Below are 21967 nucleotides of genomic sequence, written 5' to 3' on the forward strand. Positions count from 1 at the left end.
GAGAATCGTTGAAGCTTAACCTGTAGAATCTCACAAAAACTCTTCAGCCTTGACCTCGGTTTATCCACTTTACTGCCTCGCGTGCGGATGTAATATACAGTGGTATTTTAATGACTCGCACTTCCCCTGTGTCGGAATTAATTGCTCTGAGAAAATGATGAGGCTGGACGTTGACTCGCTTCCCGATGCGTAAAAGCGTGTAAAAAAGCTTGTATTCTTCCCAGGAATCAATTTCAGTTGCATTAAGTTCTTCTAATAAGCGTGCCCAAGCAGCATCATCTATTGATTTGGGCTGGTGTTGCCGTTGAATTTGACCGGAGTTAGCGTATAAACTATAGCCATCTTCAAACACAATTGCTGCTTCGTCTTCTGCATGGAGACGATTCTTGCTATCGAAGCTGACTTTTTGAGGGCGATCGCAAACAATACAAATATTATTGAAGAAAAATGTCCAGCCACAGTTTTTGGTGAATGTTTCTAAAATCAGCAGCTTGTCTTGAAATTGCCGATAGTTGAAAGCATTTATGCAAAATTCAAAGAAACTACCTCCTGCAACTAAACTTTCTGGCTTTTGGCAACTGGAAAATATATTTTTGAGAATTTCTCGGTATTTGTTACCAAACTGTTGATAGGCAATATCTCGCCACTGGTTTTCTAACTGTTGTTTTAGCGGAGTTGTAAACTGTTTGACAAAATGATTTTCAAAAGCCGAATGTAAGTCATTTTGCAGCGTCACGGGTAGTTGCACAAGTAATAATGAGTGCAAATTGCTGTAGAGTTTACTCCAATGCTGACTATTGATCGCGCTACCTAGTGTATTGTAGGAATGCGATCGCACTAAACTCCAAATGTATTCCAACGCCGCATTGGGACTATTAACAAATATTATTTCTGGCTTGGCAAGTCCAAGTGTAATGTATATTGCATTGACTGCATCTGCTGCTTTTTGTTGGTCAATTGCTTTGGTAGATAGCTCAAAATGTTGCCATTTTTCACGGGTAAGAGGTATCAAAGCTTTTTGCTCTGGAGTCAAGCTGTCAAGCGACATACTGCGAATCAAAAAATGTGATTATTTTTATTAAACCAGTTACGTGTATCATCTAGTTTAATTTGATAAATTAATGCCAGTACCAAAAGCAAAAAAGCAATCAAGAATATGAAGCGGCAAACCAAGATTTCCGCCATAAAAATATAGTCAACAGCACATTAGTAAGTCTGTTTTTATCGCTAATTACATAAAAATCGGGATGACTGGATTCGAACCAGCGGCCCCTTCGTCCCGAACGAAGTGCGCTACCAAGCTGCGCTACATCCCGCCATAAAGATGGCACTGTACACTTAAAATATCACAACCAGTAGTAAATGACAAAACTACATCTACACAGATTACTTTCCCAAGGGCTTTGCTTGCTACGATTAGATGTAGATAACTTTATTAATGAAAGTGGATTGTGACTGTAAAACCAGACTGGTTGCGGGTGAAAGCGCCTCAGCGGGAGCGCGTTGCTAACGTTAAAGAAATTTTGCGGGATTTAGCCCTCAATACGGTTTGCGAGGAAGCGTCCTGTCCGAATATTGGTGAGTGCTTCAATGCTGGTACTGCCACTTTTCTAATTATGGGGCCAGCTTGTACACGCGCCTGTCCTTACTGCGATATTGACTTTGAGAAAAAACCCAAACCACTAGATCCTACCGAACCTGAACGACTGGCAGAAGCCATTCGCCGGATGAAACTCAATCATGTTGTTATCACTTCTGTGAACCGAGATGATTTGCCGGATGGTGGTGCATCCCAGTTTGTGCAGTGTATCAAAGCGGTTCGCACTATCTCGCTGCACACTACAATTGAAGTACTCATTCCTGACTTGTGCGGCAATTGGGATGCTCTAGAAATAATTCTAGAAGCTGCACCAGAAGTACTAAATCACAATACGGAAACGGTTTCACGCCTTTATCGCCGGGTGCGTCCCCAAGGGAACTATGATCGCACATTAGAATTGCTTAATAGATCGCGTCAAATTGCTCCTTGGACATACACTAAATCCGGTATCATGGTCGGACTCGGTGAAACAGATGCAGAAATCCGCCAAGTTATGCAAGACTTGCGAGGAGTGGATTGTGATATTTTGACAATCGGGCAATACCTCCAGCCCAGCCAAAAACACTTGAAAGTAGATGAATTTATCCACCCAGAACAATTTACTGCCTGGAAAGCATTCGGCGAGGAACTAGGATTTTTACAAGTTGTTTCGTCTCCCTTGACAAGAAGTTCATATCATGCAGAACAAGTGAGGGAATTAATGGAACGTTACCCCCGCAGTCAATTTTAGATTTTGCGGAAAGTCTGTAGCTTGCTTCCCGTAGGGTGTGCAGGTTCTCTTTGCTCAGACCTTTTCAAAACGGATTTCAGATTGGTGAGCGAAGAGTGTAAGGCGATATGGAGACTTTTGACTCTTGAGTAATGATTAATCCCAAATCCCAAATCTCCGAAGTTCTGAGTGCCGGAACTCAGCACACCCCGCGGGAAACCACAGAAGCGTCTACAGACTTATCTAAAAATCCTAAATCCATAGCAATTCTTGGTGCGGGCGCTTGGGGTATGGCTCTGGCAAATCTAGCAGCGGCCAACGGCCATAGAGTGCGCGTATGGTCACGTCAAGGATCACAAACACTCGAAGCCGTACTACAAAATGCCCAAATAGTCCTGTCTGCTATTTCGATGAAAGGTGTGAGTGATGTTAGTTCCCAAGTACAGTCTTTCCCTGTTTCTCCTGAGACGATTTTTGTCACAGCGACCAAGGGCTTAGATCCAGAAAGCAGATGCACACCTTCGCAAATTTGGCAAACAGCTTTCCCTGATCATGGAGTGGTTGTTCTGTCAGGGCCAAATTTATCTAAAGAAATAGAACTGGGATTGCCAGCTGCAACGGTAGTAGCCAGTAACGTTCCCACTGCAGCCCAAGTAGTGCAGCTGGCATTTTCTTCTAATCTGCTTCGGGTATATACCAATCCTGATCCCTTGGGTGTGGAACTAGGGGGAACACTGAAAAATGTAATTGCGATCGCATCAGGTGTGTGTGATGGTTTACAACTAGGAACAAATGCCAAAGCTGCTTTAGTTACCCGTGGGCTAACAGAAATGGTTCGTATTGGTAATCTTTGGGGTGCAAATACGGAAACATTTTACGGTTTGTCAGGTTTAGGAGATTTGCTAGCAACCTGCAACAGCCCCCTGAGTCGTAATTATCAAGTTGGCTACCAACTAGCTGGTGGTCAGACACTTACAGAAATTCTCGCCAATTTACAAGGAACCGCTGAAGGAGTCAACACTTGCCGAGTTTTGGTGCAAATAGCCCAGCAGCAAAATATTGCTATGCCAATTACCGAGCAAGTTTATCGGTTGCTTCAGAATGAAGTCTCTCCCCGACAAGCCCTTGATGAACTGATGCTGCGAAATATCAAACCAGAGTACAACTATTAACTAGTACTCGTAAGCGCAAACGAACTTACTATCTGACAAGAGGTAAAACACTTGCAAAGAAAAAATTAGCCCAGCCGTATTAAATATATTTTAGCAAAGCGACGGTTGGACTAATTTTTTTATCTTTAATTTTTTTTAATTAAACTCTTTAATTACCATTCAGTTTAGATTAACTTCATAAAGTTTCGTTTTTTAATTCAGTAGATGCTGTTTTAATAATTCAGTAAATCTTAGGCTATCACCTGCTCAAGAGGAGCTTACATTTGTCTTAATGTTTTCTGATTGCTCAGATGTAGCGCCGCAGTACAGAATTTATTTTCAGCCTCTGGTTGAAACATTGTTTCTACAAAATCCTCGCGCAACACACTTGAAATATCAAATGCGTCACTTAAGAGCGATAGTTTTAGCTGTGGTTTTAGCTTTTTCGGGATAATGTTATTAAGTCATACGCCAATCAGTCTGATGGCGCGTGAAAAACTAAAAATTTAGCAGGTAAGCAACATGACATCTGTTGAATCAAATGAAAGCAATTTCTTTGAAATAGATGGTATCCATTTAAGAATCTGGGAACCCGATCTTATAGTGTTACCTATCCCGGAAAATCGCTCTGATTCCAGTATCTCTGTAGAAATTGTGGAAATTAAGGTTTACCTAATCAATAATACGCCAAATCCTTGTCATCTCAACCCCAATCAAACCTTAATTCCAGAGCTTTTGACATTAGATGGTCAAGTATTACAAGGGCAAATAACTTTAGATGAACCTGTTGACGAACTTCAAAGGAACATACCTCCCCAGTCAGGTTTTGGAATTTGGTTGAGACAGTTCGTATCAAACTTAGCCAACTTGCTAAAGCGAAGTGAGACTAGAGTATTTGATCCTCGTTTAATCAATTCGGGACTACATATACCCTTGACTTTAGCTCTAAGGCTGATTTGGCAAAATAACCATCTGCAACTTCAAGTTATTAACAGCCCTAGATATTCACCAATCATTTTTAGCCTTCTTGACAAATCCTGGTTTTTTGATGGTCTCCAACTAGGAAAGTATCAGCTTCGATTTATATGGGGTAATCTCGGTAACAGTGAATCTAGCTCAGATCTGCAAACGAGAGAAACATTAAGTGCGGTGCAATTAGCGACTCAATTCGTAAATTTTCGTCTTGTTGAACCTGTAGGATCTCATAACAATGCAATAGAAGTAGATGGTATCTGCTTTGAAACCTTGATGCCAGAACGAGTGTTGACACTGCCAGAAAAAAAGCGCGGTATTGAGACTCGTATGCAGTTAGGAATTCGCATTATTAATAATACATCCACGGCAGTCCGCTTTAGCTTTTTTGCTACTATAATTCCTCAACTTGTGGAAGCTAATAATCAAGTATGTTTGCGGGGATATTTCTCCAGAATCACCAAAAGACCGTTAGTATCTGATTTTCCACTAATTATGCCAGGAGAAAATTTGACCTTCTTTCCATACACCTTATTTTTTTGGTGCAAGCGGAACCAGTTTACCCTTAATATTGATGCCGGAGATAGGGGTTATTGGAGTTTTGAAGCTCTTAAAGCGGGTGTCTATCAAATTCAGCTTACCTATAATAACAAAGATGCAGTGGCAGAGATATATCACCGAGAAACTATGAATACGAACTTAATAGAAGATATTTGGACAGGGATGGTATCTACACCTCAAGTAGAGTTTCGTTTAGTCCAGCCTTGAACTTAAACGACATCAAAATTGCTATTTGCGGAGATATAAATACTCTTCCAAGGTAGTTAATATTTACAAATTGTACAACCATGTTATCACGCTTAAATCCTTTTATTCTATTGACAACGACTCTGCTTGCCACGCTACAAAGTCAGTCAAGTTTTGCTGTCCAAGTTAACAATCCATATGGAAGACCTCTAATAAAGATCTTTGAAGATCCAATAACACAAACAGCAGGCTTAGTACAATTGCAAGCATGGCCATTTTATGATCCACGGTCTTTTTTAGACTTTGGGAAAGTTCTAGAGGTAAAGCCGGGAGGCACAGACAAATTAGTAAGCTTACTCAGGTTTGGATGGCGCGAACCTGACTGGTAATTTGTACGATTGGGTGGTTTAGATGGTAGTTTTGATATAAAAGAGTATTATCCCTGCACTCCTTTATTTGGGGACTTGTGTGGGGAAAAACCGGATAGAACTGGAGGAGTTGGGGCTTCTTTCAGGATTAATTACAAACCGGAGGGAGATGATCCTAGAGGAAATAGTGTCCACTGGATTCAAAGAGTTATAGATAATTATGATGGGTTTGAAAGAGATGAAATAGATAAGCCTATTTGGCAGATAGAAAATCCCTACTACGATACAAATGGGGCTGCTACACCAAACTATTTCCTAGATATTCCCTACAATTATCCTCCTCCTAATAGAAAAACCTATTTCTATGCAGAAGTTTATTTAGTTGATGAAATCATAAATACTGTAAATCAGCAAAAGACAGTTAATATTTATGATGGAGTCAGATGGGGTTGGGAATATATACCATTTAATACTTTCAAAAAGCTTCCAGGTAGCCTATTTTCTGGTGTTAAAAATAATCCATATAAAATAGAAAAACTTCCTCCAGGTTCCAAGTTTTACGCCTATATTGACAATGACATACCTGGAAATCGATGCAATCCAAACACATTGTTAGAAGCATATGATGGGTATGGTTATCGGACGAAGGGCGACAATGATAGTAGTCCAGTAGGAGATGGTTTCGGTTCTGCACTGACAGGTTTTGTATCCAGTGATGGCAGCATTAATCTAAAAGTAGGTGCTGCTAATGGTGGTAATCGAGGGGAAGACCGAGGTAACTATGAACTTAATGTTACAGTATTCAACGACGAGGCAGATTTTCCGTATGTTGTAGGTAGTAGCGGAGGCGGTGGTGTAGGTAGAGAACGCCCCGGTGGAACTCAACAAAATCCAATTCTTCCCAATGCAAAAGAGGGAAATTGGCAAGTCTTCCGTGACGTACCTGGTTGCCGGTGGTATGATCCACACACGCCTTATGGTTTTGAATTCCAAGCGCTTGATGACACATTATTTACTGAAATTCTAGATTTCCCCGTTGGCCCAGACAATCGATTTACTGTTTCAGTAGGAGATAGAATACTGGGCGAATTCGGTGCGGGAGACAGTGTAGATTTTACATCATTATTTGGTTCTGGTATTTCCAACTTTAAAATCACTGGCATCGATTCCTTGTTTGGGTCAACAGAAGAAACAGCTTTCCCCATTCAACTAGCATTTAACGACCGTATGGGTAGTTTCAAAATGCGCCCATTTTCTCAAGAAAGTTCTCCTCAGTCTGTTCCTGAATCCACATCTGCATTTGGATTATTAGCACTCAGCGCGTGGGGTATGGTGAAAGCGCTAAAAGTTAGATTAGACAAATAGCAGTGAAATATCTCTACACCTTATTGTTTTCCCTCAGCATCATTCTCATCAACCCAATTGGTGCAATGCGTGGAGAAATCTGAACTCAACCAGAAGTATTCACCATTGGGCTTATCTGCATACTCAACTTTTTAATTCTGTGGGAAGACAGGGAAAACCTAAAGCTGCCTCAAAGTTGGAAAATTAACAGGTTACTGTGGGAAATATTTTTGGGAATTGGGCTAATTACAACTCTCGCTAGTCCTTTCCCCTGGCGTTCCCTATTCGGTCAAGAACAGATGGGCGACGGCTTGCTTTACTGGCTGCTCATCGCTATCTTCACTCTCAGCAATAGCTTGCTGTTAAGGCTGCATCCAGAACTAGCCCGTTTTCAACTACAAGGTTTAGTGATTGGCGGAGTCATCCTTGCAATCAGCATCTTTCCCCAAGCCATTAACTGGCGCATCGATTATACCGCCACAACAGGGCAGCTAAATACAAGACAACATCTTACGGAGTACAATTTTCCAAAATCAGCAACCAATAGGTTTATATTCCCATCGGGGTCATGCGTCATTTGTCCTAGCAGCAGTGGCAGTTATGACATTTGTAGGTTGGCAGTGGCAATGGATAGACACACCAAAAGCTGCAACTGCTGGCATCTTGATTATCCCAGCTTTGCTGCTCATTCAAACCAGGGCGGGATTATTAGCCTTATTAGCAGCGAGTATCTACTTATTAGGACGCCAGCATTATAAGCTTTTAGTCTCAGCAACGCTCGTGTGTCTGCTCGTCATTGGCATCACTACCAGCACCAGACAAATCAATAATTTCCCTTTAATTAAACAAATCACATCCGACCGGGTTTATCTGTGGGAAATGGCCAACTATGGAATCAGTCAGCGTCCTTTACTTGGATGGGGTATAAATGGCTTCGGCGCAGCTTATCCTAATGTGCGCCACAGTAGAACAATAGCTAAAGTTACTCGCTTGGGTGACTTTAGTTTCGACTATCAAGACAAAAACGGGCAGATGCAAACGAGACAACTACCCACAACCAAGGCACACAATCTAATTTTAGATACAACTTTATCAGTAGGGTTACTGGGGATGACATCCTACCTAACTCTGTTAGCATTATGTCTGTGGCATGTATTTAACTCACCTTACCGTGGGATTGAAGCAGTCTTTATTGCCTACCTTGTCTTTACCTTCACCTGGTTTGAGTGCGCCCAATTTACGCATCTAGCTTGGTGGTCGCTTAGTATATGTGGAATGTCCCGTGTCCCGAAAATTACACCTTAAAAGCGCTACCATCATCTGTTCGCTGTGTCTATTATTGGGTAGCACTCAGCCAAAACCAGAGCCACAATGGACACAACAAATGTCAGCGGAGTTTTAGGCGCATTCCCAACAAGCAATTACAAAATTTGCAGGCAATAATTACGGTTCGACAGCCTTTTAGAACGAAAAAAGGTCTTATCCTAGAGCGATGATGGACTTTCTCGCAGGTAATTAAAAAAAGGCGATCGCTTTTTTGCAATCTGAAGACGCTGATGGTGATAGAAATGCTCACACCTTTGGGGTATTAACTTTTATTGTTCGCGCGTAAAACCCTATTTCCTTGTGGGTGACAGGGCTGTCTCATTGGATTTCCCTAAAAAGCTCAGCAGAAAAAACGGTTTTTGACTTTTGATTTCCCGTAGAGTAGCAGTACTAGTGAGAATAGTTAATCAACAATTAGCTGACAGTAACATTTTTGGCGTTATTACTAATCTGTTCCCAATAATCTATTAGCTATACTTATTTCCGAATATTCTCTAGGGAAAAATTGTAAATCGTCAGGAAATTACTTTTATAGCCATGTAAATATGACTATGCCAATTATAAGCATGATTTTTACTTAAATATGTTTATACATAGTTACAAAAATAACATCCAAAAACCGTCAAAGTTGAACTATTAACTAGGTAGTTTGGAATTTAAAACCTAGCTGTAGATTTGAATAGCTATTGGTTCAATCAAAAACTTAGTAGCAGATTAAGTTCAGTAATACTGTATCTAATAAAACCATTGCAAGTATTTTCAAAAAAAACTGTAATGGAATCCTTAACCGTGTTAGTTCATCTTGAATCACGGGAACAATAGCAACAGTTAAATAGCTGAACGTAAATCTTAGCTGACCGTAATCTATTGTTACCTGGAGCCATTGAGACGATCCCTATGCCAGCAACATCTTTTTACGCAGATGCCGCCTACAATACCCAAAAGTCCCGACAGGTCTTAGACCCGGATCTCACGATTGATGACAGTGAGCTACCGGTAGATGATCTGCACGAGTTGGAGATGGCTTCTGTTGACCCTGTTAACTTTGCTGCTAACACTAACCGTCGCAGTACTGACCTGGTACGTCTATATCTTCAGGAAATTGGTCGGGTTCGGTTGTTAGGGCGGGATGAAGAGGTTTCAGAAGCCCAAAAAGTCCAGCGCTACTTGCGGATGCGGATAGTACTTGCTAATGCCGCAAAGCAAGGGGATGAAGTGATTTCACCCTATCTCCGATTAGTTGAAGTTCAGGAGCGTCTGGCTTCTGAACTGGGACATCGCCCCTCGCTAGAAAGGTGGGCTGCTACTGCTGGAGTGATGGTATCGGATCTCAGACCGACTTTAGCAGATGGTAAACGTCGCTGGGCTGAAATTGCCAAGTTGACGGTAGAAGAACTGGAGCAAATTCAGTCCCAAGGACTCCAGGCAAAAGAACACATGATTAAGGCTAATCTTCGCCTAGTTGTGTCTGTCGCTAAGAAGTATCAAAATCGCGGCTTGGAATTGTTGGATTTAGTTCAAGAAGGCACACTAGGTTTAGAGCGAGCTGTGGAGAAATTTGACCCAACCAAGGGTTATCGTTTTAGTACCTATGCCTACTGGTGGATTCGTCAGGGTATTACACGAGCGATCGCTACTTCTAGTCGCACGATCCGCCTACCTGTTCATATTACAGAAAAGCTGAACAAAATCAAAAAAGCTCAACGCAAAATTGCTCAAGAAAAAGGTCGTACTCCCACCTTAGAAGATTTAGCAATTGAGCTAGAAATGACACCTACCCAAGTACGTGAAGTTTTGTTACGGGTTCCTCGCTCTGTTTCTCTAGAAACCAAGGTCGGAAAGGATAAGGACACTGAGTTAGGTGAATTACTCGAAACCGATAGTGTAACTCCAGAAGAGATGTTAATGCGAGAATCTTTACAAAGAGATTTGCATCATCTTTTGTCAGACTTAACTAGCCGGGAGCGCGACGTAATTCTGATGCGGTTTGGTTTAGCAGATGGTCATCCTTACTCATTAGCCGAAATTGGACGCGCTCTCGATTTATCGCGGGAACGAGTACGGCAAATTGAGTCTAAAGCCTTGCAAAAGCTGCGCCAACCCAAGCGACGTAACCTCATCCGTGACTACTTGGAGTCTCTAAGCTAGTCAATGGTCATTTGTCATTTGTCATTTGTCATTAGAAAACTGCAAATGACAAATGACTAAGGACAATTAACTGATTTGATCCCCAAAGCTATAGCCTCTTATGAGGCTATAGCAAATTATTTGCATTTAATTTAACCGAATTGTCTGCAGACTTATTCTCAGGATATGTTTAGGGTGGGGATCACGTATTACCTAATTTCTCATTAAGATTTGATTAATTGCACTTCAGTATTTAGGAATTTTATCAATAAGCAATGATTGTTGCAAATTGCCCAAAATATTTGTTATATTCTCAACTAACAAGCTTTGTTGAGAAAAATTAGTATGACTGTCTACACAACTACTTCACTTAAGGCAGAACTAAACGAGCGAGGCTGGCGTTTAACTCCCCAGCGCGAAACAATTTTACACATTTTCCAGGAACTTCCACAAGGTGAACATCTCAGTGCGGAAGATCTTTATCATCGTCTAGAAACTGACGGTGAAGGAATAAGTCTGTCAACTATCTATCGGACTTTAAAGTTGATGGCAAGGATGGGAATTCTGCGGGAACTAGAACTGGGAGAGGGACATAAGCATTATGAACTCAACCAGCCCTACCCGCATCATCACCATCACCTGATCTGTGTTAGGTGTAACTCAACTATTGAGTTCAAAAACGACTCTATTTTAAAAATTGGAGCTAAAACTGCACAAAAAGAAGGTTTTCATCTGCTTGATTGTCAAATGACAATTCATGCGGTTTGTCCCAAGTGCCAACGAGCACTGATGCCGCTTTAGTTCCTGAGTGAGATAACAATGCGAAACTACTCAATTAACCAAATAAGTGGAATTTTGAGCTATTTGTATTCGCTGTTATCGGAGGCAAACAACCATTGGGGAACTCATGCTAGCAACTCCTAAGCGGATGCTAAAAGCGTCCGCTCTTGAGATCATTGAGACTGATACCGTAGAATTCCTGGGCTTGTTTAATCGCTTTTTTGGTGTCAGATGCCATCACGCCGTTCAGCTCGCCTTTATAAAAACCTCGCTCTCGTAGCCGCGTTTGGATTTCCAGGACGTTAAACTCGCTTTTGGGAGCAGTATTAACTAGGTTATATAACTTACCTCTGGTCGTTGGGCCGGCAACACCACTTGCCGATAAGTAATTTGATGCCTGGAATCGACGTACGGCATCTGCGGTATAGGGGCCATAGTAACCATTTGGCTCTCCTTCTAAATATCCTGCTTGGATTAAATGTTGTTGAAGAACTCTAACTGGCTCACCGCGATCGCCAATGCGGAGTTTATTTCGATCAACTACCCGTTTAGGAGAATCTTCTCCATCACCAATACTTGTTGGCGGTAATTTACTTAGTGTTGCCGGGCCGACAATCCCGTCAGCGTCTAATTTATAAGAATTTTGAAACCGCTTAACAGCTTCTTCGGTAATTGGCCCAAATATCCCCGTGGCATTCCCGTAATAAAAGCCTGCGACTCGTAACCGTTCTTGTAAAACTCTGACGTTTTCACCTTCATCACCCTTAACAAGGTAGTTGGAGTTACGGCGCTGGTTAGTCGCTGATTTAGCAGTACTAGTTGTTTTGGCTTGTGTCCTCGTAGTACTGGGTTTTTTGGCTTGTGTTCTCGTAGTACTAGGTTTTTTGGCTTGTGTACTCGCAGGCGTTGTCCGCCAGCGTTCTAATTTTTGTAGGGTTGTTGCTCCAACCATGCCATCCACTGGTAAGCCAGCGGCTTTTTGAAAGCGTCGCACAGCATCTTCTGTGGAGAAGTCATACACTTGGGTGACTGGTGCTGGATAAAAGCCTGCTCTTTTCAACTGTTGTTGTAAATTCCTGACAGAAGGGCCTTGATCGCCTCTTTCCAGTGCCATGACGCTGCTAACAGCACTGAGAATGGACAAAGCTATAGCAAGGGGAAGCATATACTTCCACGCCTTACTAGAAAGCCGTTTCCAGTCTGGCGCTGCTGCTCTGTTTAACAAAGAACTGAGAGAGACTAATTCATTGGGTTCGCTGTCTTCGTAGGCGAAAGCTAAGTGCAAATACGCAAGGTTTTCCATATTTATTTCCTACACCGTTTATTTTTCTTCGATAGTTGCTTCAGCTTGATGTACTAGGTTCCGCAAAATTTCTAATGTCCGTATATTTACATCCTGCCATAAACCGCGCTTGTGTGCTTCTAATAATCTTTCAGCCATATCACGCAACGCCCAGGGGTTATTTTGTTGAATGAATTCTGAGACAGATGGATCAAGCAAATACGCTTGTACTATCCCTTGATACATGTGATCTTCCACACATTTAGCTGTAGCATCGTAGGCAAATAGATAATCCACCGTTGCCGCCATTTCAAATGCACCTTTGTAACCGTGGCGCATCACCCCTGCAATCCACTTGGGATTAACTACGCGAGAACGATACACCCGTGCAATTTCTTCTCTCAGTTGGCGAACGCGTGGTTGGGCAGGAATGGAATTATCACCAAAATAGGTTTGGGGATTTTTTCCTTGTAGAGAACGCACCGCCGCTGTTAACCCACCCTGAAACTGGTAATAATCGTCAGAATCGAGCAAGTCGTGTTCGCGATTGTCTTGATTGTGCAGCACAATTTGCATTTGTGCCAAGCGCTGCTCAAATGCTTCGGGTGCGGCGACTGGGGATTGGGAATTGGGGGCTGGGGATTGGGAAGAAATTCTTTTATTTTCCCCCTCTGCCCCCCTGCTCCCCTGCCCCTCTGCTCCGCTTCCCGAAGAATAAGCGTAACAACTCCAGTTGATGTAGGCACGAGCCAAATCCTGGTCATCTGTCCAGTTTTGCGATTCAATCAAACCTTGCAGTCCAGCACCGTAAGCACCGGGAGCAGATCCAAAGATTCGATAGCGCGATCGCTCTTGTGCTGCTTCTAAAGTTAAACCTTGTGTAGTCCACAACTCAGTTTCTTGGCGAACTGCAACTGCTAGAGGGTTTTGTTCTGGTGGCTCATCCAAATTTGCTACTGCTGCGACTGCTTGAGCAAATAAATCAATTAAATTGGGAAAAGCATCCCGGAAGAACCCAGAAATTCGCAAGGTTACATCTACACGGGGACGCCCAACAATCGCAAGTGGCAAAATCTCAAAATCTACTACCCGCCGCCCTGCTCCATCCCACACAGGTTGCACACCGAGTAAAGCCAACGCCTCAGCAATGTCATCACCCCCAGTCCGCATGGTGGCAGTTCCCCACAATGATAATCCTAGTGTTGTCGGATACTCACCGTGTTCTTGAGTGTAACATTCAATGAGGGTTTCAGCTGCTTTTCTACCTACATCCCAAGCTGTTTCTGTAGGAATGGCACGAATATCTACAGAATAAAAGTTTCTCCCAGTTGGCAAGACTTCCGGGCGTCCGCGTGTGGGTGCGCCAGATGGAGCGCTCTGGATATATCTGCCATTGAGTCCGTGTAATAAGTTGGTGATTTCTTGGTGAGTTTGTTGGACAGCAGGGAGGAGGCGATCGCGTATCCAATCAAGAACAGTGGTGAGTTTTGTTAGCGGTAGCGGGGCGTTTAGCCCGTGCTGAGCGATAAGTTGTTCTACTAACTCGGCTGCGTGTTCTTCTAGCACTTCAACGACATCGCCGATGGTGCGACAGTCTTTGCCATTGACTACTTTCCACTGCTCACTAGACATTGACAAATCGGCTGTGAGAGGGTCGAAATCTAGACCCCAATCTTCAGCTATGGCGCGGGTTAGACCTGAAGAATAGCGATTAGGTGTTCGGGCGATCGCAACTATTAAATCACGTAGTTGGCGTCCTTGAGGACATTGCCCAAAAATATGCAAGCCATCACGGATTTGGGCTTCTTTCAATTCACAAAGATAACCATCTATAGACTTCAAAATTAAAGATTCTAAATTTCCAATTTCGTCTTCATTTTGAATTCCCAAATCCCGGTAAAGATTTTCTGTGATTACCAGCTTGCGGATGCGATCGCAAATAGCTGGCAAACGTGAAGGATCTAAACTTTCTGCCTCATAATACTCATCAATTAAATTTTCTAACTGTTGCAAGGAACCATAGAGTTCTGCACGAGTCATAGGTGGTGTCAGGTGATCTATAATCACTGCCTGAGCGCGACGTTTTGCTTGTGAACCCTCACCTGGGTCATTCACAATAAACGGATACAGGTGGGGAAGTGCTCCAAAAGCCACTTCTGGATAACAATTACTAGATAAAGCTACACTTTTACCGGGCAGCCATTCTAGATTTCCATGTTTTCCCACATGAACCACAGCATCAGCCCCAAAACATTCCCTGACCCAATAATAAAAAGCTAAATAAGCATGGGTTGGTTGCAAATCCGGCGCATGATAATTCAAACTGGGGTCAATATCATAGCCCCTTGCTGGCTGAATTCCCACGAAGACGTTACCGAGTTGAATTCCGGGAACGGGAAAAGAGGTAGAGGGGAAGAATTGTTCATTGCTTCCCTGCTCAGAATCTCCCCAACGCTCACCAATACCCCGCTGCACTGCTGGCGGCAAAGAAGCAAAATACTCTTGATAATCTGCCAAAGCAACACTTTGCTGTACCGGACGCCATTCTCGACCTTCCGGATCATTTGTTACGCCAGCTGTCAGACGTTGAATCAACTCATCTCCTTGAGTAGGTAGATTTTCCACCTCATACCCAGCCGAGTGCAAAGCCTGAAGGATTTCCACACAACTAGCTGGAGTGTCCAGACCCACACCATTAGCTAGGCGTCCATTACGGTTGGGGTAATTTGCCAAAATTAGGGCAATTCTCCGCTCTTGAGGTGGTTTGGAACGTAAACGCACCCAATTGGCTGCTAGATTAGCAACAAAATCGATGCGATCGCTCACTGGTTCATAAATTACCACATCTGTCTCTAGGTTGGGATTACGAGTGTGCACTGCTTTAAAAGACACAGCACGGCTAATAATTCGTCCATCTACTTCTGGTAGCGCCACATTCATCGCTATATCGCGGGGAGACAGCCCTTGAAACTGCAATTCCCACTGCTCAATTGATCCGCCGCTAAGGATAACCTGCAACACTGGCACATCTAATTTTTCCCACAGGTCAATTTGGGGCGTGTCTGTTTCCAACCGTGCTAGAGAAAAACTGGTGGTATTTAGCAGCAGTGCAATTTGCTCAGAGTCTTTGGGCTGGAAAAATTCGGTCAACTCTGCTTGGACATCGGTGTCACGCAATGAAGAAACAAACACTGGCAATGGTTGTAAATCTCTCTCAGACAAAGCTGCACATAAAGCATCAATTACCTTAGTATTTCCCGCTAGATAATGGGCGCGGTAGAACAGGATGCCGACTTTGGGTAGGAGGCATTGGAAGCTTTGAGGTTCTAAGGTGGATGAATCCAGTTCTAACTCTCCCCTGCCCCTCTGCCCCTCTGCCCCCCTGCTCCCCTGCTCCCCTGCTCCCCAGTCTCCAGTCCCCAGCCCCCATTCATACAATCCCACACGAGGAATCGGTTGAGGGGGTAGGGGATTAAATGAAGTTAATAAGCAAGTATCGGCAATAAATTGGAGCGCGTTAACGAAATTTTCTATGCCCCCTTGGCTAAAGTACTGCCATACCTGGTTAACAATATTTAAAGGCAGGGTAGATTGAGAGATTAAGTCGGGATCAAGAGCGTCGTCTCCTGGCATTACAATGAGGGTTGTGCCATTACGTTGCACAATTTCTTGAACTACTTCTAAACCATAAGCCCAGTAAGAACGTCCTCCTAATAGGCGCAAAATAATTACTTGAGCAAGTTCCAAAACTTGCTCTCCGTAAGCATCTATACTTATTTGTTGCTGCAACTGCAATAGGTTGGCAACTCGTAATGCCGGAAATGTTGCTGGTAATTTGGGAACCGCAGCCGCCAGAGTTTGAATATCGGTATCAGCAGCCGTAATCAATACGAAGTCCGCTGGAGTTTGTTCTAGAAAAATTAAACCTTCTGACTGATCCCATCCGCCTGATGTGGCACTTATACGATGCATAATCCTGTATTACCGTTTTAAACTGTTGGTTGGTACATAATCAAAACAACCTTTCCGCACAACCTCCAGCCCTCTCTAACCAGAAAATTGAAAATGCTTAGTTCTCCTGATTTGAGCTTTTCTCGAAACTTGCCTTTAGTTGTATTTAATCAGCTTGGGGAATTGTTCCAGCAGATGGCTCAAGCAGTAGAAACTGAAGTTTTGATACTCACGGAAGCTGTGCTGGCGCGGATTCGTCTACCTGTAGAGTGGCAAGGGCAAAAGTTTACACTGGTTGTTTCTGAGCGGTTTAGTGCGCTTTTGGTGGGAAAGATAGAGCAGAGGGAGCAAGAAGTTTACTCAGGTCTAAATGTTAGGTTGACATTTAATTCAGAGGCGATCGCCTCCTTTATCTCGAAATTGAGAGACTTGTTTGGGCGTGATTCCTACACTCACCAAAACCTTGAACGCTATCGTCAAATTCTGGGTTTTAATGATGCCACACTCCAAAGTAAATTTACGCTGTTGTTATTAGAGTATCTCCTACCGCAGCAAAACCAGGAAGCGACAGAATCTTCAAGCACAACTAAACCTGAAGTTTATATCTGTCAGCCTGTGGAAGATGCCCTGAAAAAACAGATTTCCCAAGAGCGGTTGTTAAATCAGGTGACAACTCAAATCCGCAAAAGTTTGGATTTGTCGGTAATTATGGCAACGGCAATTACACAGGTGCGTGAGTTTTTAGAATTAGACAGATTAGTAATCTATAGATTTGAGGGTTCTAAAGTCAAGGCTCAACAACGCCAGTCCGAGGTCATATCTCTCAATGGAACAGCAGTTGTGACAACGAGACGCCACAATCTCAACGGAAAGCAGTCGTTAGTTCAAAGTGCTGCTAACGCGTATTCTGACTTCTCTACTCACGTACCTAGCGCTTCAACACTCAATGGTCAAAACTCACCTTCTGTGTCAATCAATCCCCAACCCCCAGTTGAAGACTACCAAGATTACGGAGGTTGTATTGTTTACGAAGCTCGTGCTAGAGATGCTATCCCATCAGTATTGAATTACAAAGAACAAAATTGCTTTATGCGAACCTCCCAATGTTGGGAGAAGTATAATCGGGGCTTTACCTTAGCTGTGGATGATGTGGAAAAAACTTACGCTCTGGAGGAGTGTTTGTTAAATTTTTTAAGGGAAAGCCAAGTCCGGGCCAAGTTAGCAGCACCAATTATATTGGAAGAAAAATTGTGGGGTTTGCTGATTGCTCATCAGTGCAATTCACCACATCAGTGGACTGAGAGCGAAAAGAGCTTGCTGACCTCGATCGCGGAACAATTAGCGATCGCCATTCACCAAACTGAGTTAATGCGATCTCTACGAGACGCTGCGCGAACACTCACCCAAGAAAAACAAACTCTCGAACAACGAGTGATTGAGCGCACAATGGCACTACGTGACGCCTTACTCGCCGCCGAAGCCGCTAGTCGCCTCAAAAGTGAATTTCTCGCCACCATCAGCCATGAATTGCTCACTCCTTTAACTTACGTCATTGGTATGTCTTCTACTTTGTTACGTTGGCCTTTGGGTGAGTTGAGTCAACGACAAAGGGGTTATCTGCAAACAATCCACGACAGTGGCGAACATTTATTAGACATGATTAATGACATCCTGGATTTATCGCAAATCGAGGCTGGTAAAGCAGTTTTAAATATTTCAGAATTTTCCTTGACAAAAATTGCAGAAAATGTAGTGGAATCACTGCTAGAAAAAGCGACTAGCGAGCAAGTCAGTCTTAAACTCGATTTGCAAATTGACCCACGGCGCGATCGCTTTACTGCGGATGCAGGGCGAGTAGAGCAAGTTCTCTGGAATCTATTAACCAATGCCATTAAGTTTACTCCCGAAGGTGGTAGCGTTACTTTGCGCCTTTGGGTCGAAGACAACACCGCTATCTTTCAAGTTGAAGATACTGGGATTGGCATTCCTGAAGAACAGTTACCACTCATGTTTGAAAAATTCCAGCAACTTGATACACCCTATCGCCGCTGCTACGAAGGGACTGGACTTGGTTTGGCTTTAACTAAACAACTCGTGGAACTCCATCGAGGTCGAATTGAAGTAGAATCCACTGTAGGTATTGGTTCAATTTTTACTATATGGATACCAACACATAAGAGTGCTGAGTGTTGAGTCAAGAGTCAAGAGTCAAGAGTCCAAAAGTTTTTGCCCAATGACGGCAGTTGCTCCACTTGGGGAAACCCCAAGACCGCACTGCCTCCCCAATGCCCAATGCCCAATTCAAAGCTTAAGCAGGGGACTGATTATATCCTGTCAAGCACCAGTTGATTCACCATTGCATGAGCCGATAATAATCGCAGCAATGGCAAAAGCTGCCGTCAATAATGGTGCAGTGGGTGTGCGGATTGACACGCCGAATCACATTAGTGCCGTGCGTGAAAGGGTGAAAGTGCCAATTATTGGTCTATGGAAGCAAGTAATAGCTGAATCCGATGTATACATTACGCCACAGTTTTACCATGCGGCTGCTGTTGCAAAAGCAGGAGCGGATATTATTGCCATAGATGCAACATGCAGAAAGCGTCCTGGTGGTGAAAAAATTGCAGATATTATTGCCCGAATTCATCAGGAATTGGGTAAACCAGTGATGGCAGATGTGGATACAATTGAGGCGGCAAAAGCAGCCGTCGATGCTGGTGCTGATATTGTGGGCACAACTCTTTACGGCTACACTCTCGAAAGTAATTACCCTCCTCCTGGCTGGGAACTTCTCACGCAGATAGTGCAACAGTTACATATTCCCGCGATTTGTGAAGGTGGTATTTCTTCACCTGAAATGGCTCGTAAAGCATTAGATTTAGGGGCTTATGCTGTTGTAGTTGGCACAGCCATTACAGGAATTGATTTGCAAGTTAAAGCTTATAAATCTTTGTTTAGGAGCTAGTACGTTACCGGAGATAAGTCACAATGAAGACTTCCGAGAACTTTGAGCGGAGGCTTCTGACCAAGGGTGGTTGTAAAGTTATAATGGGGCAGCAACTTTCTGAATCTTCCCCTCAAACATAATCGCGGATTGCCGTCATCACTTCTGTTTGGTCGTGGGTGACGTAAATCGTAGTTGTTCCCAACTGGCGTTGTAATTCCACAATATTAACTATGGTCAAATAAATGTTTTTGCTCACTTACCATAGGACAGAATCATAATCTGTTCTATATTTTTGCTTGCTCGAAGAAGAAGCAACTTCATGACATATTTAGAATATGCAGTTGAAAAAGTCTCATAAAATGGTCGTGTAGGCAGACTCAGTTACAACGGACAAAATTTTCGTACTCCTCTTTTGTTTCCAGTAGTATCTTTAATCACTGGGACAACAGCAAATGGTGGAGGTTTGTGGAAGTACATTTTACAAGCAGATAAGTCTAATGGTCTTTTGCGTCGCAATTTGCCAGTAATGTCTCAGGTACTTCACTTCTTAGATTTCATCCCGAAGAAGCAAAACGCCTTGGCAACTTGGCGAAAGCTGGGTATTAAATGGCGTTATCGTGAGGATGTCTGTCCTCCTGTGGAATATACTGCTCCAATATTTCTTGATTCTGGTGGTTTCAAACTCCTTTGGAACAATAGTGTAGATTTATCTGCATATGGTCTATCTATGGAAGATGGACAAGGTTTTCAGTCTATATTGAAGTTACAACAGAACTTTGGTGGAGATATCATCGCTACATTAGACTATCCTTTACCTCCAAAACTAGCAGCGTCTGAAGCAAAAGAACGTATGCAGAAAAGCTTAGACAATGCTATTGCTGCTGCTCGATTACTACAAAAACCATCTCAATGGAAACCTTTTCTTTATGTTGCTGCTCATGGTCAAGATAGAGATAGCATGAGCAATTATGTCAGACAGGTATTCGATGAGTCTCAAAAAGAGGAATTAAAATATTATAATTTTGGATTAGCAGTTGGCTCATTAGTGCCACTACGAGGTGCTAATAAAACTACGATAATTGTTGATTTGATTAAGGGCTTGCAAGATAGCATTCCTGCTCAAAGAAAAAACATAACACCTATTCATGTATTTGGTATAACTGGTAGTTTAATTCCGATATTAGCTTATTTAGGAGTGGATAGCTTCGACTCTAGCAGTTATGTTCAGGAAACGAGGAGCTTGAGTTACATTAATCCTGAAACAATGAGACCACAGCCAGTATTGGAAATGAAAGAATTGACTTGTAATTGCCGTGTTTGTCAACAAGCAAATTTAGAACATATCCAAGATGCATTGATATCCGAAGTTAGTGGTAAACCAGTTCATAATGGTCATTATAAAAGCAAATATTATGCCGACATTGCTTTACATAACCTAGAAATGGATTTTCGTATTGTTGATCAAACTAGAGAGGCTATAGAAGCAGATTATTTACAGGAATATCTTATTGAACACATAAAAAAGCTGAAGCATCTTCAACCTGCAATAGATGCGATCGCTTCTGAGGATATTGAGTTAAAAATTAGGCTGTCACGTACACTAATATCAGTTTCTAAAAAACAAGAGTTCAAAAAGAATGAGCAGGTTATTTCTCTGAAATATAAACCTGATGATTTTAATGTTTTAAACAATGGCTATGTACCGCCCTCTAGTAAGCATATTATGCTGATAATTCCTTGTTCTGGAGAAAAGCCCTACTCTAAATCTCGCTCCCATCGCTTCATTACGGAACGAATAGAGAAAGTTTTGGGCGATGTAACAACATCAGTAGATAAGGTTACACTATCGGGATTATATGGCCCAGTTCCAGAAAAATATGAGGCTTATGAAGCTGTTATGAGCTACGATTTTCGTTTAGACCCACTGGATGAAGCACAAATTTTTCTAGTCACAGAGCGCCTAGTAGCTTACTTGAAGCATCACAGTAAGCACTATGATGCTTGTATTGGTTATGGCCACCAGCAAGGCATATCGAACCATCTTAGAGCAAGCAGCAAAGGAGGTATCTAATTTACAAGTGCTTCCTGTTAAACCTAAAAGCCGTAGAATGACCGAGTTTTTCCGTAAGGAAAATGTAGCAGAATTGGTAGAAAAAGTGAGTTTAGTCCTAAATAATACTGAACTGACTCTACAAGGAGAAAGATAGATGAGTTCACTTGAAGAGATTATAGATCAGAAAATTGGTGAGGTTCGTACTGAGTCTCTTGATTTCAGCTTTGGTGAAATTGTGAATTTACACTCAAACAAAGAGCTTATTATTCAACCTGAATATCAACGTCTTTTCAGGTGGACAGATGAACAAAAATCACGTTTGATAGAATCTATTATTCTAGAACTACCAATTCCTCAAATCTTTGTGATCGAAAACGAAAATGGAGTTTTTGAATTAATTGATGGTTTGCAACGTGTAAGCTCAGTAATTCAATTTATTGATCCTTCATTGCTTCCACCGATTCCTCCAGAGGAAAAAAACTAGATCATTTAGTTCTTCAAGGTTGCGACTTAATTAAAAATTTGGATGGGAAGACATTTAAGGACTTACCCTTAAGGCTCCAACTTAGGATTAAACGCTCATCAGTCAGAACCGTTATCATCAAGAGGC

General features: G+C 42.5%; 14 protein-coding genes, 1 tRNA gene and 1 pseudogene. 11 read left to right on the forward strand and 5 right to left on the reverse strand.

Annotation, left to right across the window (positions count from 1 at the left end):
• Positions 1-43: 43 nt before the first annotated feature.
• Together HCR01_RS07795 and HCR01_RS07800 are read right to left on the reverse strand one after the other, a co-directional pair.
• Positions 44-1048, reverse strand: a complete 1005-nt coding sequence (locus HCR01_RS07795) for a DUF6745 domain-containing protein (RefSeq protein ID WP_193195682.1) — start codon at positions 1046-1048, stop codon at positions 44-46.
• 194 nt (positions 1049-1242) lie between these two features.
• A tRNA-Pro gene (locus HCR01_RS07800) sits at positions 1243-1316 on the reverse strand.
• A 135-nt stretch (positions 1317-1451) separates the two neighbouring features.
• On the opposite strand from HCR01_RS07800, the gene lipA reads away from it, so the two are divergent.
• From lipA to HCR01_RS07835, 7 genes are all read left to right on the forward strand, one after another.
• Entirely contained in the window at positions 1452-2330 is an 879-nt protein-coding gene (gene lipA, locus HCR01_RS07805; RefSeq protein WP_193195683.1) for a lipoyl synthase, read from the forward strand.
• Positions 2331-2461: 131 nt separating this feature from the next.
• Positions 2462-3481 (forward strand): NAD(P)H-dependent glycerol-3-phosphate dehydrogenase, encoded by a 1020-nt coding sequence (locus tag HCR01_RS07810; RefSeq protein ID WP_193195684.1) that lies wholly within the window; start codon positions 2462-2464, stop codon positions 3479-3481.
• Between the two features lie 501 nt (positions 3482-3982).
• On the forward strand, positions 3983-5200 hold the full coding sequence (locus tag HCR01_RS07815) for a hypothetical protein (RefSeq protein WP_193195685.1): 1218 nt from the start codon (positions 3983-3985) through the stop codon (positions 5198-5200).
• Positions 5201-5577: 377 nt separating this feature from the next.
• The gene (locus tag HCR01_RS07820; RefSeq protein WP_226889190.1) at positions 5578-6912 is read left to right on the forward strand and encodes a hypothetical protein; all 1335 of its coding nucleotides are present in this window, start codon (positions 5578-5580) and stop codon (positions 6910-6912) included.
• Positions 6913-7491: 579 nt separating this feature from the next.
• Positions 7492-8196 carry an O-antigen ligase family protein gene (locus HCR01_RS38530; protein WP_226889191.1) on the forward strand — a complete coding sequence of 235 codons (705 nt, stop codon included), beginning with the start codon at positions 7492-7494 and terminating at the stop codon, positions 8194-8196.
• A gap of 918 nt (positions 8197-9114) precedes the next feature.
• The gene (sigC, locus tag HCR01_RS07830) at positions 9115-10365 is read left to right on the forward strand and encodes an RNA polymerase sigma factor SigC (protein WP_191756309.1); all 1251 of its coding nucleotides are present in this window, start codon (positions 9115-9117) and stop codon (positions 10363-10365) included.
• 324 nt (positions 10366-10689) lie between these two features.
• Complete coding sequence (locus tag HCR01_RS07835; protein WP_162395449.1) at positions 10690-11145, forward strand: Fur family transcriptional regulator; 456 nt, start codon at positions 10690-10692, stop codon at positions 11143-11145.
• A gap of 130 nt (positions 11146-11275) precedes the next feature.
• Here HCR01_RS07835 and HCR01_RS07840 read toward each other — a convergent pair whose 3' ends face one another.
• A complete protein-coding gene (locus HCR01_RS07840) occupies positions 11276-12427 on the reverse strand; it encodes a peptidoglycan-binding protein (protein WP_193195686.1) in 1152 nt (383 codons plus the stop codon).
• A gap of 18 nt (positions 12428-12445) precedes the next feature.
• Complete coding sequence (gene cobN, locus HCR01_RS07845) at positions 12446-16378, reverse strand: cobaltochelatase subunit CobN (protein ID WP_193195687.1); 3933 nt, start codon at positions 16376-16378, stop codon at positions 12446-12448.
• Between the two features lie 93 nt (positions 16379-16471).
• Between cobN and HCR01_RS07850 the strand changes: the two genes are divergently transcribed.
• Positions 16472-18550, forward strand: coding sequence for a GAF domain-containing sensor histidine kinase (locus tag HCR01_RS07850; protein WP_193195688.1), 2079 nt, complete (start codon positions 16472-16474; stop codon positions 18548-18550).
• 106 nt (positions 18551-18656) lie between these two features.
• The gene (locus tag HCR01_RS07855; RefSeq protein WP_320073094.1) at positions 18657-19322 is read left to right on the forward strand and encodes an N-acetylmannosamine-6-phosphate 2-epimerase; all 666 of its coding nucleotides are present in this window, start codon (positions 18657-18659) and stop codon (positions 19320-19322) included.
• An 81-nt stretch (positions 19323-19403) separates the two neighbouring features.
• Here the strand turns inward: HCR01_RS07855 and HCR01_RS07860 are convergent.
• Positions 19404-19539, reverse strand: a pseudogene (locus tag HCR01_RS07860) (sugar ABC transporter ATP-binding protein); the annotation flags it as partial.
• A 177-nt stretch (positions 19540-19716) separates the two neighbouring features.
• Between HCR01_RS07860 and HCR01_RS40725 the strand changes: the two are divergent.
• Both HCR01_RS40725 and HCR01_RS38535 read left to right on the forward strand, forming a co-directional pair.
• Positions 19717-21375: a tRNA-guanine transglycosylase gene (locus tag HCR01_RS40725; protein WP_226889192.1), complete on the forward strand. Its 1659-nt coding sequence runs from the start codon at positions 19717-19719 to the stop codon at positions 21373-21375.
• A 136-nt stretch (positions 21376-21511) separates the two neighbouring features.
• A complete protein-coding gene (locus tag HCR01_RS38535; protein ID WP_226889193.1) occupies positions 21512-21841 on the forward strand; it encodes a DUF262 domain-containing protein in 330 nt (109 codons plus the stop codon).
• The last annotated feature ends 126 nt before the right edge of the window (positions 21842-21967 follow it).

This window comes from Nostoc sp. MG11 (genome assembly GCF_014904695.1).
GTDB lineage: Bacteria > Cyanobacteriota > Cyanobacteriia > Cyanobacteriales > Nostocaceae > Komarekiella.